General features: G+C 53.0%; 13 protein-coding genes and 2 riboswitches. Of the genes, 10 read left to right on the top strand and 3 right to left on the bottom strand.

The genetic code is table 11. The annotated features are described in order from the left end of the window. The first annotated feature begins 117 nt into the window (after positions 1-117). The 3 genes from MKX70_RS08585 (at position 118) to MKX70_RS08575 (ending at position 2513) form a co-directional block, all read left to right on the top strand. On the top strand, positions 118-906 hold the full coding sequence (locus MKX70_RS08585) for a flagellar motor protein (protein WP_340839899.1): 789 nt from the start codon (positions 118-120) through the stop codon (positions 904-906). After that, positions 903-1796, top strand: coding sequence for a flagellar motor protein MotB (locus tag MKX70_RS08580; RefSeq protein ID WP_340839898.1), 894 nt, complete (start codon positions 903-905; stop codon positions 1794-1796). The genes MKX70_RS08585 and MKX70_RS08580 overlap by 4 nt, the downstream gene beginning before the upstream one ends. An 84-nt stretch (positions 1797-1880) precedes the next feature. Then, positions 1881-2513 carry a hypothetical protein gene (locus tag MKX70_RS08575; RefSeq protein WP_340839897.1) on the top strand — a complete coding sequence of 211 codons (633 nt, stop codon included), beginning with the start codon at positions 1881-1883 and terminating at the stop codon, positions 2511-2513. Positions 2514-2599: 86 nt separating this feature from the next. On the opposite strand, the gene gcvH is transcribed toward MKX70_RS08575, so the two are convergent. Next, on the bottom strand, positions 2600-2992 hold the full coding sequence (gene gcvH / locus MKX70_RS08570; RefSeq protein WP_042240125.1) for a glycine cleavage system protein GcvH: 393 nt from the start codon (positions 2990-2992) through the stop codon (positions 2600-2602). A 184-nt stretch (positions 2993-3176) separates the two neighbouring features. Then, a riboswitch (glycine riboswitch) is annotated at positions 3177-3272 on the top strand. A 3-nt stretch (positions 3273-3275) separates the two neighbouring features. Continuing rightward, positions 3276-3375: riboswitch (glycine riboswitch) on the top strand. Between the two features lie 135 nt (positions 3376-3510). Here gcvH and gcvT point away from each other — a divergent pair. Genes gcvT through gcvPB form a run of 3 tightly spaced genes read left to right on the top strand, consistent with a single transcriptional unit; the run spans position 3511 to position 7441 of the window. Further along, a complete protein-coding gene (gene gcvT, locus MKX70_RS08565; RefSeq protein ID WP_042240127.1) occupies positions 3511-4632 on the top strand; it encodes a glycine cleavage system aminomethyltransferase GcvT in 1122 nt (373 codons plus the stop codon). Then, positions 4632-5984: an aminomethyl-transferring glycine dehydrogenase subunit GcvPA gene (gene gcvPA, locus MKX70_RS08560; RefSeq protein WP_340839896.1), complete on the top strand. Its 1353-nt coding sequence runs from the start codon at positions 4632-4634 to the stop codon at positions 5982-5984. Before gcvT ends, gcvPA begins: the two co-directional genes overlap by 1 nt. Further along, positions 5981-7441, top strand: a complete 1461-nt coding sequence (gene gcvPB, locus MKX70_RS08555; protein ID WP_340839895.1) for an aminomethyl-transferring glycine dehydrogenase subunit GcvPB — start codon at positions 5981-5983, stop codon at positions 7439-7441. The genes gcvPA and gcvPB overlap by 4 nt, the downstream gene beginning before the upstream one ends. A 118-nt stretch (positions 7442-7559) precedes the next feature. On the opposite strand, the gene MKX70_RS08550 is transcribed toward gcvPB, so the two are convergent. After that, positions 7560-8366, bottom strand: a complete 807-nt coding sequence (locus MKX70_RS08550) for a LuxR C-terminal-related transcriptional regulator (protein ID WP_340839894.1) — start codon at positions 8364-8366, stop codon at positions 7560-7562. A gap of 216 nt (positions 8367-8582) precedes the next feature. Between MKX70_RS08550 and MKX70_RS08545 the strand changes: the two genes are divergently transcribed. The 4 genes from MKX70_RS08545 to MKX70_RS08530 all read left to right on the top strand — a co-directional run bounded on the left by MKX70_RS08545 (position 8583) and on the right by MKX70_RS08530 (position 11795). After that, positions 8583-8933, top strand: coding sequence for a hypothetical protein (locus MKX70_RS08545; RefSeq protein ID WP_042240138.1), 351 nt, complete (start codon positions 8583-8585; stop codon positions 8931-8933). Between the two features lie 203 nt (positions 8934-9136). Next, positions 9137-10153 carry an ABC transporter ATP-binding protein gene (locus MKX70_RS08540; RefSeq protein ID WP_340839893.1) on the top strand — a complete coding sequence of 339 codons (1017 nt, stop codon included), beginning with the start codon at positions 9137-9139 and terminating at the stop codon, positions 10151-10153. Positions 10154-10168: 15 nt separating this feature from the next. Continuing rightward, complete coding sequence (locus MKX70_RS08535) at positions 10169-10978, top strand: ABC transporter permease (RefSeq protein WP_340839892.1); 810 nt, start codon at positions 10169-10171, stop codon at positions 10976-10978. 19 nt (positions 10979-10997) lie between these two features. After that, on the top strand, positions 10998-11795 hold the full coding sequence (locus MKX70_RS08530; protein WP_340839891.1) for an ABC transporter permease: 798 nt from the start codon (positions 10998-11000) through the stop codon (positions 11793-11795). Between the two features lie 352 nt (positions 11796-12147). Here the strand turns inward: MKX70_RS08530 and MKX70_RS08525 are convergent, their stop codons facing one another. Then, positions 12148-12390, bottom strand: a complete 243-nt coding sequence (locus MKX70_RS08525) for a hypothetical protein (RefSeq protein ID WP_340839890.1) — start codon at positions 12388-12390, stop codon at positions 12148-12150. Between the last annotated feature and the right edge of the window lie 296 nt (positions 12391-12686).

Raw genomic sequence — 12686 nt, 5'->3', positions numbered from 1 at the left:
CCCATCCATACCGTACTGAAAAATATGGAAGATAGGAATACACGTTCCCGTTTATTATACAGCGTTGCCCAGATTGATGCAAACCATAATATATAGAAATTTAAGGAGCCTGAACTTATGGATATCACTTCAATTATCGGCCTGCTGGCAGGCATTGCCGCAATGATTGGCGGCTTTCTCTGGGAGGGAGGAAGCTTATCGGGCCTGCTGCAGCTGAATGCCGCGCTTATCGTATTTGGAGGTACGCTTGCCGCTGTACTCATCAGTTTCCCGGCCTCCAGATTACGCAGTTTCCCGGCGGCTCTGCGACTGGCATTCGGCAGACATCCCGATACCACCCAGAAGAAGGCCGAAGAGCTGATCTCCATGGCTGCAATTACTCGGCGCGGGGGTGTGCTCGCACTGGAGAAGAGAGCGGAGGAGCACCCCGATACCTTTACCCGCGAAGGGCTGTTTCTTATTGTTGACGGCACCGATCCTGATCAGGTCCGGCAAATTCTTGAACTGGAGATGGACGCCAAGGAACTGAAGTATGAAGGCTATGCCAAAATTTTCGAAGCCGCCGGCGGCTATGCTCCCACTATGGGCATCATCGGCACCGTAATGGGGTTGATACGGGTACTCAGCAATCTGACGGACCCTTCTAATCTGGGGGCCTCGATCGCCGTAGCTTTTACAGCAACGCTCTATGGTGTAGCCAGTGCTAATCTTATATTTTTACCCATCGCTTCCAAAATCAAATCCCGCAGCCAAAGCGAACTGGGCAGCATGGAGATGCTGCTTGTCGGTATCCTGTCCCTGCAGAATGGGGATCATCCGCACCTGGTCCGCAAAAAACTGACCGCCTTTATTCCCGATGTCTCCCCGGGACGCAGCAGCAAAAACAACCAGGGAGAGCCGCTATGAGACAAAGAAACCGCCGCCAGCGGCGTAATGGAGGTAAGGAGAGCAGGGACCGCTGGATGATTACCTATGCGGATCTGATTACGCTTCTGCTCATTTTTTTCATCATCCTATACGCCATGAGCAGTCTGGATACGCAAAAATATGCGATCGTTACCGGTTCATTATCTGATACCTTTAAGAGCGGCAGTTCTGTGCTTGAAGGCGGAAATGGAGTACTGGATGGGAATCTGGGGAACACCGGGGCAGCAGTCTCGAATGAACAAGAAGCAGGCGGAAGAACCGGCGGCGGTCTTTCTTCCGGGGGCAATGTGAAGGAGAATGGTTCGAACGGAACCGGGACAGGGACGGATACATCCGGTCAAGAGGGGGAAACTGCAGAACACCAGCCTTCGGCGCGTGAGCTCGCTTTTCGTGAGCAGGAGGCCAAACTGGCCGCGCTTATGGGTGTAATCACCAAATACGTGGAAGATAATAACCTTGGCGAGCAGATCTTTGTAGCGGATAAACCGCAGGGCATTGCCATCACGCTTAGCGACCGGTTCCTGTTCGATGCCGGCAAAGCCGAGCTGAAATCACCTGCCTTCCCGGCACTGCGCCAGCTCTCCGGCCTGTTCCGCGGAATCGGTGCCACGATCAGCATCGAAGGCCATACCGACAATGTTCCGGTAACCGCTGCTTCAGATTACACGGATAACTGGGAGCTATCCGGCGCCCGCGCACTCTCTGTGCTGCGCTTCTTCCTGGATAACGAGGGGCTTAGCCCCGATACTTTTCAGTATGCCGGTTACGCGGATACCAGACCTGCCTACGATAACGCTACCGTTGAAGGGCGGCAGAAGAACCGCCGGGTTGAACTCATTGTCCTGCGGCAGCTTCAGGAGGAAGAATAACACGTATCTGCAAGCGAATCAGCTCAGAAATCTGCAGATGAGAAGGCACGGCAACCATTTGCTAGTACAAGGAGATTGAACGCTATGCAGACTACAAACGGAACGACACCGGATGCCACCCATTTTCTCTATTTTCTGCGGCAGCTGGTTTCACTGATCATGATTGTTTTTGCTCAGGGAATCATCACCTTCTTCATTGGTTTATTATCTGTATTTATGATGTTCTTCTCCTCCGATTACTTCTGGGGCGACCTAGCCCATGTGTATCCACCCGATAAACTGATGTATATAGGCATGGACTTCCTTATTGCCGGCGCAGCCTTTGCCCTGCCCTGGCTCGGGGTCTGGTGGATGCTCTACGGGCTGTCCGAGGATGGACGCATCCGCTGTTTCCCACTTCTTTTACTCTTCGCCTATCTGACATTTGTGATCCTCTTTCTGCAGATCAATCCGGTCTATAACCCGGAAGCCATGATCCCTTCCTCCGCCGGGGAATCCACCTTTCTGGTCTGTATGGGCATGTCTGCCGTGGTGCTTTTCCCGTTTTATTCGGCCGGTGTGTATTACTTCGTACTTAAACCCAATACCCGTCCCAGAAAAAGATACCGGTTCCTATTGCTGTGCCTTATCTTTGCCGTTGCCGGTCTGGCTCTGCTGCCCGCCCTTTGGCACTTGGCGCCAAGTATTTATCCGGGGCTGCTTAGCTTTCCGGAGTGATACAGAAACGAAAAAAGACAGACCTCTCACATTAGTGACATCTAATGTAATAAGAGAAGCCTGCCATGTTCATCTGTGCGTAAAAACTATTCCCCAACCAATTCCTTATAACCAGCCGCATCCAGCAGGCCCGATACTGCATCCGCGAACTCACCATCAAGCTCCAGCTCAAAAATCCAACCGCCGCCGTATGGCTGATCATTGATCAGCTCCGGGCTGGATTCGAGTGCGTCGTTGATCTTGGTTACCTTGCCGGATACCGGCGAGTACAGCTCCGACACCGTCTTGACAGACTCGATACTGCCTACGCTATCGCCCGCGGAAATGGCTGCGCCGACTTCAGGAAACTCAACAAACACGATGTCGCCCAATAAATGCTGCGCATGATCCGTAATTCCCACACGTACTACGCGTCCTTCACCCTGCTGTGCCCATTCATGCTCTTCGCTGTATAGCAGGTTGTTAAGCACTTCACTCATTTCAAAGCCGCCTCTTTTCCACATTTGGAGTTCTAAATTTAGTTATAGCCTAAGTTATCACCTTGCCTAATGTCAATATAACTGACAGGAAAATTAAATTTGTCATCTTTTTGACGTTTTTTGATTGACAGCGTGCTTGTAAACCCGGTTTAATGGAGTCAGTAGAAAAACATATGGTTTGCGAATGATGGCATAGGGAGAGACTGACCCTCAGGGGCAGCGCCGAAGGAGTAAGCCCGGGATGGGTGAATCTCTCAGGCAAAAGGACCTTTGCCGGACGCATCTCTGGAGAGCATCCACAGCCTGGACAACAGGAAACGGATCACCAACGGGGAAACCTGCGGGCAGGATAGCAGGGTAACTCTCAGGTACAAAGGACAGAGCGAAAGTCAATTTATGCGTTAGTGCATAATGGCTTTCGCCTGTCCTTTTTTATATTTTTAGCTGAAACAGATACTGCGCTTATAAGGCGGCATTACCGTTTCTGCTTACATGTAAACAGACTAAGGGGTGACACGATGGAGTCTTTGAGAAGAACGCCTTTTTATGATCTCTATGCCGCTTATGCGGAGTCCAGATGCATTGATTTCGGCGGCTGGGAGCTGCCGGTGCAGTTTACTGGCATCGTTAAGGAACATGAAGCAGTCCGCCAGCAGGCCGGACTGTTTGATGTATCGCATATGGGTGAATTCATGGTTGACGGCAGCGGCGCTGAAGCCTTCCTGCAGCAGATGACCACCAATGATGTCAGCCGCCTAGCAGACGGCGCAGCGCAGTATACCCTGATGCTCTATCCGAATGGCGGCGTAGTAGATGATCTGCTGGTGTACCGCCTGGGCCATGAGCGCTACATGCTGGTCGTCAATGCCTCCAATATCGACAAGGACTTCCAGTGGCTGGAGGAGCATCTCACCGCTGAATTCAGCGGTGTCAGCCTGAAGAATGTCTCTGATGAGACGCTGCTGCTCGCTCTGCAGGGTCCGCTGGCTGAGATGATTCTGGCCGAAGTTACCTCTGCCCCGCTTGCAGAGCTGAAGCCCTTCCACTTCATCGAACACGCCGAGGTCTGCGGCGTTTCTGTACTGCTCTCCCGCACCGGCTATACCGGTGAGGACGGCTTTGAGCTGTACGCCCCCGTCCACACAGCGGCTGCACTCTGGAATGGTCTGCTGGCCGCAGGCGCGCCGCATGGCCTGACCCCTGCCGGACTCGGCGCACGCGACACGCTCCGCTTCGAAGCCAAGCTGCCGCTGTACGGCCAGGAGCTCTCGGCGGATATTACGCCGCTCGAAGCGGGTGTCCAGTTCTTCGTGAAGCTGGACAAAGCCGGTTTCATCGGCCGCGATGCCTTGCTGAAGCAGAAGGAAGCCGGCCTCCCGCGCCGCCTTGTGGGGCTTGAAATGATCGACCGCGGGATTCCCCGCTCCCATTATCCCGTATATGCAGACGGTGTGAAGATCGGTGAAGTCACAACCGGTACCCAATCCCCGACGCTGAAGCGGAATCTTGGACTTGCCCTGCTGGATGCTGCCTATACTGAGATCGGCACAGAGGTGTATGTGGAGATTCGCGGCAAGCAGCTGAAGGCTGCCGTGATCAGAGCCCCGTTCTACAAAAAGATCCAAGGAGTGAAGCCGTAATGAAGCACCGCTATCTGCCTATGACGGAGCAAGACCGCGCAGAGATGATGGAAACTGTAGGGATTCAGTCCATCGATGAACTATTCGCTGATATCCCTCAATCTGTCCGCTACCAGGGAACGATGCCAATGTCCGGCCCGCTGGACGAATATGCGCTGCTGCGCCATATGAAGGGTCTGGCTGACAAGAATGCCGACTTTGATACCCATGCCAGCTTCCTTGGCGCCGGACTCTATGACCACCACATTCCTGTTGTCATTAACCATATTATTTCCCGTTCAGAATTCTATACCGCCTACACCCCCTATCAGCCGGAAATCAGCCAGGGCGAGCTTCAGGCAATCTTCGAATTCCAGTCCTATATCTGTGAGTTGACCGGCATGAAGGTCGCTAATGCAAGCATGTACGATGGTGCAACAGCCTTCTCCGAAGCAGCCGTGCTTGCCGCAGGCGCCACCAAACGCAAGAAGCTGATTGTCTCCCGTACAGTTCACCCGGAAGCCCGCCAGGTGCTGCGCACTTCCGCCAATGCCTGGGGCCTGAAAATCGTGGAGATCGATTATAAGGACGGAGTTACCGATCTTGCCAAGCTGGCTGAGGCCATTGATGCCGATACCGCCGCCGTTCTGGTCCAATCGCCCAACTTCTTCGGCGGCATCGAGGATCTGCGCCAGATTGAGCCACTGATCCATGCGGTCAAGGGCCTCCTCGTGGTCAGCGCGAATCCCATTGCACTCGGCGTGCTGGAAACCCCAGGCAAGCTGGGCGCCGACATCGTAGTCGGCGACGCGCAGCCGCTGGGGATCGCCGCATCGCTCGGAGGACCAACCTGCGGATTCTTCGCGGTTGCTGAACCGCTGATGCGCCGCATGCCGGGCCGGATCGTCGGCCAGACCGTTGACCGTAACGGCAAACGCGGCTTCGTCTTGACCCTGCAGGCACGTGAGCAGCATATCCGCCGCGAGAAGGCTACATCGAATATCTGCTCCAACCAGGCGCTGCTGGCGTTATGCGCTTCCGTCTACTTGTCCGTGATGGGCAAGGAGGGCATGCGTGAGGTTGGCGAGCTGAACATCCGCATGAGCCACTATGCCGCCGGAAGGCTGGCTGAAATCACCGGTGCAGAACGCGTCTTCACAGCCCCGTTCTTCAATGAATTTGTCCTGAAGCTCCCGGAAGGGAGCAGCGTCAGTGAAGTGAACTCCAAGCTGCTGAAGGCAGGTTATCTGGGCGGCTATGATCTGGGCCGCGAGTATCCCGAGCTGACCGGACATATGCTGGTTGCCGTGACTGAGAAAAGAAGCAAGACCGAAATTGACGAATTCGCCACTGCACTGGAGGGCTGTATATGAAACCGGAACAAACCCTGATCTTTGAATTAAGCCGTCCTGGCCGCTCGGCTTACTCATTGCCGCTATGTGATGTGCCTCAGGAAGAGAGCATCAGCTCACTGATTCCTGAGGGCTTGCTCCGCAGCGAGCTCGTAGTGCTTCCGGAGGTATCCGAAGTGGATGTTATCCGCCACTATACCGCCCTGTCCCGGCGTAACTTCGGGGTCGATAACGGCTTCTATCCGCTAGGCTCCTGTACGATGAAATATAATCCGAAGATCAATGAGGATGTCGCCCGCTTCCCGGGACTCGCCAAGATCCATCCGTACCAGCCGGAAGAGAGCATCCAGGGTGCGCTTGAGCTGATGTATACGCTGCAAAAGGATCTCGCCGGACTGACCGGCATGGATGCCGTCTCCCTGCAGCCTGCTGCCGGTGCCCATGGCGAATGGACCGGCCTGATGATGATCCGCGCCTACCATGAGAGCCGCGGCGAGGTCCGCACCAAGGTCATCGTGCCGGATTCCTCGCACGGAACCAACCCGGCCAGCGCCGCAGCCGCCGGACTCGACACCGTCACCATCCCTTCCAATGATAAGGGAATGGTTGACCTCGAAGCACTGAAGGCGGCGGTCGGCAGCGACACCGCCGCGCTGATGCTCACGAACCCGAGTACACTCGGATTGTTCGAGACGCAGATCGTAGAGATCGCCGCAATTGTCCATGAAGCCGGCGGACTGCTCTATTATGACGGAGCGAACTCCAACGCTATCATGGGCATCACCCGCCCGGGCGATATGGGCTTCGATGTGGTCCATCTCAACCTGCACAAGACAATGAGTACTCCGCACGGCGGCGGCGGCCCGGGAGCCGGACCGGTCGGCGTGAAGGCGAAGCTGATTCCTTTCCTGCCCCAGCCGTCGGTTGTGCAGAACGAAGACGGCAGCTTCTCGCTTGACTCCGGCGGGCCGCAATCTATTGGCCGCGTCAAAGCCTTTTATGGCAACTTCGGGATTCTCGTCCGCGCTTACGCCTATATCCGTACCTACGGTCCGGACGGGCTGCGTGAGGTATCCGAGAATGCTGTGCTGAACGCCAATTACATGATGCACCGTCTCGCGCCTTATTTCGAAATTCCATTCCCGGGTGTCTGCAAGCATGAATTCGTCATGTCCGGCAGAAACCTCAAGCAGTATGGTGTTCGTACCCTGGATGTAGCGAAACGGCTGCTCGACTTCGGCTACCACCCGCCGACTGTGTACTTCCCGCTGACTGTTGAGGAATGTATGATGATCGAGCCGACTGAAACCGAAAGCAAGGAAACACTGGACGGCTTCATTGAGACGATGATTCAGATCGTTAAGGAAGCGCAAGAGACACCTGAGGTCGTTATTAATTCACCGCATACCACGGAGATCAGCCGTCTGGATGAGACCCAGGCCGCGCGGAAGCCGGTACTGAACTGCTCCTGCGGCTAAACCCCACTGACGGCAACGCGCAGGCGAAATAACTCCACCGCAAATAAATAGCCGGGCAAGCGATACGCTAGTATCACTGCCCGGCTATTCTTATGTATATATAGGCTTTGCGCGCCTTCTATGGCGTAAGCCGTTTGACGAACTGGAAGCGGTCATTCACCCGCATTTTACTGTAGATACTCTTCAGCATATTCCGAACCGTGCCTTCACTGATGCCCAGATCACTCCCGATGTGCAGCGCGCTTTTCTCAAGTAACCATAGCCGTGCTACATCCTGCTCCCGCGCTGTCAGCTTATATTCCTGTAAAGTCGCTTCCAGGCGGTATTGCTGCATCTCCGGGTTCTTCTCCATCCACTTCTCCATAATATTCTCGGCAATCTGCTGCACGAACGGAATCGCGAATTCAATCGGTTCTCCTCTATTAAAAGAAATGTCCACATATCCGAAGACAGTATCCTCATTCTGCAGCGGAGCACACACACAGTTCCAGTTCTGGAAGGCCTGGTCGGAATGCTCCGCTCCCCGCACTACCCCGATGCAATTCATCTCCATGGCCAAGGATACGGCATTCATGCCCGAGTGCTGCCTGCATAAGCTAACCCCCGGACGCAGCTCCGCCTGTTCCATCTCCTCCCGGGTAACCGGAGAAGAACAGACCAGCTCCAGAATGGTACCCGCCTTGTCCGTCAGGAATACAACATAAGGAATAGAGAGCAGCTGGCTTAATTTATTCATTTCACTGCGGATGGAAGATATCATGGCTCTATGATAGATGTGCTCTTTCGATTCTTCTGGAAAAGAAACCCCGGACTGCCCGCTATGTAATTCGATTTGCTCTGCATCAAGCGGCCGGAAAGCTTCAAGCTGCTGTGCTTCCAAATCTCCGGGCACGCTCCATGCTCTCGATTGTTCAAAGATTCTCACGACGATCAGCCTCCATTATTACCCTATCCTACTACAACCGATTTTAAAATAATGTATTATAACATACAATCACGGAATAAAGAACATTCAGCATTGGACCTGTAAATGAATCTGCAAGCGCTGTAAAATAGAAAAATCTGCAGTCAAAATTCACAAGTGAAGACGGCTATATTGTCCTGTAATAAGGACCTTACCGTTTCAGTAAGGAGGTTCTACATGCTTCGCATCGGCTATATCTCGGTATTCCTGAATCTGGCAACCGCTATGGTATCGTTCATGCGCTTCGGCAATAATGATGCGCTGGCGATCATGATCAGCTACACACTAATGTTCTTCCTGGGTTACAGGCTGCTCCGCTCCAAAAGCAATCTGGCCCTAATCCCGCTGCTAACAGTCAGCTGCTCCTTCCTGATGTACAACGTGGTCTATGTTCTATTGAAGCAATTACAACTCATAGACCTGTACGCTATAGACTGGAGACTTGAAGTTCAGCTGGTACTGCCACTGTTCATAGGGTACCTCCTCAAAGCCATCCTCGAGCGAAGCGGCAAATCCCGGTTAGTATGATCAACACGGGTAGCCGCTTTTTTTGCAGTATCATTCGCCATAATAGTCTAAATAAATATATTCATTCGATGGATTGTGATAGTTTTCGACATTGCCGCAGTGATATATTTATTCATACGTCTTTTACATAGATTGGGATTCATCAATTTATATGCTGCAAACAAGCGAACGCGCTTTCAAAGTAACTTTCAGGAGGGTTAGCCTTGAGTATTATCGAAGCCAGAGGGCTGAGTAAGTCCTTTATGCAGGCAGTGAAGGAGCCGGGCCTCACGGGAGCGGTTAAGCACCTGTTCCTCCCCCGGCATATCGAGAAGATGGCGGTTAAACCGCTGAATCTGCGTGTGGAAGCAGGCGAGACGGTAGCTTATGTGGGCCCGAACGGCGCCGGCAAATCCACCACCATCAAAATGCTGACTGGAATCCTCATGCCCTCAGCCGGCACTGTTTCTGTAAACGGTATCAATCCGTACAAAAAAAGAATGGACAATGCCGCCCAGATTGGCGCCGTGTTCGGCCAGCGTACCCAGCTGTGGTGGGATATCCCGATTGTGGAGTCTTTCTCGCTGCTGAAGGATATTTATCAGATTCCTGGCGCCGTCTATAGGGCGAATATGGAGCTGTTCACTGAAATGCTTGGAATGAGCGAGTTCATCCATCTCTCTGCCCGGAAGCTCTCCCTGGGTCAGCGGATGCGCGCCGATCTGGCCGCAGCCCTGCTGCATAACCCGCCGATTCTGTATCTGGATGAGCCGACGATCGGCCTTGACGTATCCGTGAAGCAGAAAATCCGCGAGTTCATCAAACAGATCAACCAGGAGCAGAACACTACAGTGATGCTGACCACCCATGATCTGGGGGATATTGAGGATCTGTGCAAACGGCTGATTATCATCGACCATGGGGCGATTATTTATGACGGCAGCCTGAGCGAGGTTAAGGCCCGTTTTGCCAAAAACCGTGTCATCTTCTTTCAGGTCGGATCACCGATGCCGGAGTTATACGCGCAGCTCGCGGAGACACCGGGAATGAAGCTTGCGCAGCAGAGCGCACAGGAATTCTCGGTCTCTTTTGACCGGTATGAATATACCGCCAGTGAAGTGGTGGGCCGGGTGATGAGATATGGCGAGGTTGTCGACTTCCGGATGGAAGATACGAATATTGAGCAGGTCATCAAGGCCGTCTATGACGGCAATCTGGATCTGACCGGAACCGGGGAATAAGGAGGCTAACACACGATGATGACTGCTGCCCAGTTTAAAATGTACAGGAGTATCGCGAACCGCTCCCTGCAGCGTGTTTTGGCCTACCGGATTTCTTACATCATTACCTTTCTGGCGAACTCTATCAATCTGCTGGCTATCTACTTTCTGTGGCAGGGCATTTACAGCGGGCGGGAGGTGGTAGGCAGCTATTCATGGGACCAGATGAAGACTTATCTGCTGGTTACCTTCCTGGCCAACTCCGTGTTGTCCTGGTATTCAGAATCCGCTATTTCCGGCAAAATCCTTGACGGGAGCGTCGCTGTGGACCTGCTGAAGCCCATCGATTTCCAGACCGCAAGGTTCGCGGAAACCTTGGGCTCGAGCCTGCTTGAAGGCGGCATGAGTACGATTCTGCTGATCCTGTTCGCCACCTTCCTGACCGGAGTCACCTTTCCGGGTGCGCTCTCTGTCTATATTTTGTTCGCAGTCAGTCTGCTCGGTGCAATCGTGGTGAAATTCGGCGTTGTCTATCTGGCGGCACTTTTATGCTTCTGGTCCACCGGATCGATGGGCATCGTCTGGACACGGATTGCTCTGACCAATCTCCTGTCCGGAGCTTTGGTGCCCCTGGCCTTCTTCCCGGACTGGCTGGAAAAGCTGGCGCTCCTGCTGCCCTTCCAGGCCATCATCCACACGCCGTCGATGATCTTTCTGCAGCAGGCCGATACCGGGGAGAGTCTGCGGCTGATCGGTATCCAACTTTTCTGGGGGGCAGCACTCTGGATTGCCGGCAAGGCAATGTGGAGCTGGGCGGTACGCCAGGTGACCATCCATGGAGGCTAAGGCTGGAGGAGGCCGCAGAATGAAAATGTCCCAAATACTCTACCTCTACAAACGGCTGTATGTGCAGCAGCTTAAAGCGATTTTGGAATATAATAAGGACTTCTATATTTTAATGTGCTCTGCCGCCTTGACACAGATTCTGGGGTTTGTCTTCCTCTGGGTGATCTATGACCGGATTCCGGATATTAACGGCTGGAGGTTCTGGGAAGTTACATTTATGTACGCCATGATCTTTCTGACGGAGGGCATCGGCTCTTTGTTCTTCGAAGGCACCTGGCGGCTCGGGAGGCTGGTCAACATGGGCGAGCTGGACCGTTATTTGCTGCGGCCGGTGCCCGTTGTCCTTCAGGTGTTCTGCACCGGGATCGGCATCAACGGACTCGGCAATCTGCTGATCGGCGGAGTGATCGTCTGGCAGTCGCTCGTTCATAGCCCGGTTCACTGGACGCTGGGCAAAGCAGCCATTCTGATCCTGCTGTTTATTACTGCGGTCATCATCCGGGTATCGATCAACCTCGCGGGGAATTCCGCCGCCTTCTGGATACGCAATGCGGGCAATGCCTTTCCGCTGATGGTGCATAACCTGTCCGATCTGGCCAAATACCCGATTACCCTGTTTCCGCAGGCGATCCGCATCTTTATTTCTACTGTGCTGCCCTATGCGTTCATCAGCTTTTATCCGGCAACCTATATTTTCGGCAAAAGCGGATGGTCCGGCTGGTGGCTGCTCGCCCCTATTGCGGCAATTGGAAGCGCGGCTGCGGCTTATGGTATCTTCCGGTATGGATTGTCTAAGTATGAGAGTACGGGGAATTGAACGTCCGTTAAGTTATAAAAAGTCTAGTTTTGGAGTAGGATCAGTGGTAGTTCATTGGTGAACGCTCCGCAAACGGAACGTTGTTCCAATCGCTGTTGTGTCCAGATTTTTTGATTTTACCTTATCGGTGAAAATCCGGACACAAAGGCGACCGCTAACGCTTTTACACAATCGTTCCGTCCGCTCCGCTGTTTAAGCGGGAATCGGGTTTACACCTTTAAACACATAAATGCCTGAACACCTGAACACCTGAATACTATAGAAAATCGACCTCCCTTTTTAAAATCGGAATTGTAGCAACCGGTTCAATAAGGAGGTTTCTTTGTGCATACTGATTGTATTTCTGCTTTGCCTACTGTGCAGTAAATTGTCGCTTACCCAGATCTAACTCATATACATGTGGCTCCGGTTCAGGATCACCGCCAGCGCCAACCGGCGGGTACACATCCGCTTCCTTGAAGCTGATCTTATCGAACTCCAGAACATGATCGGATAGCCGCACGAATAAGAACGCGGGCAGCTCTAATAGTAACTGATCCTGAGGGTCTCCCCTGTAGATGATGGTGTCGTAGCAGACAATCCGCAACTCAAGCACGATGTCCGGCTGCTGAAGTCGTATTTCTTGAAAATCCTGCCCAAAATACAACAATTCTCTCATCAAAACGGCTGTAATCCAAAATTGTTGTACAAAAGACCTGTACAAAAGACAACAATCCAATTCATCCCGACGCCTTATCGGGACAATTCTTGCATTTCATACAACAATCGTCATGATTACCCTGAAATCTATGGAGCCAAGTTGTAATACGTACAACATTTTTGCATACACAGTGTGATCTTGTGATTCTTCATCTCGCCAGCACCAGATCTGGTATGCATAATGAAGGATTC

The sequence above is a fragment of the Paenibacillus sp. FSL R7-0312 genome, assembly GCF_038004445.1.
Taxonomy (GTDB): domain Bacteria; phylum Bacillota; class Bacilli; order Paenibacillales; family Paenibacillaceae; genus Paenibacillus_AQ.
The sequence above is the reverse complement of the archived record's forward strand: the minus strand, read 5'-3'. Positions and strand labels throughout refer to the sequence as shown.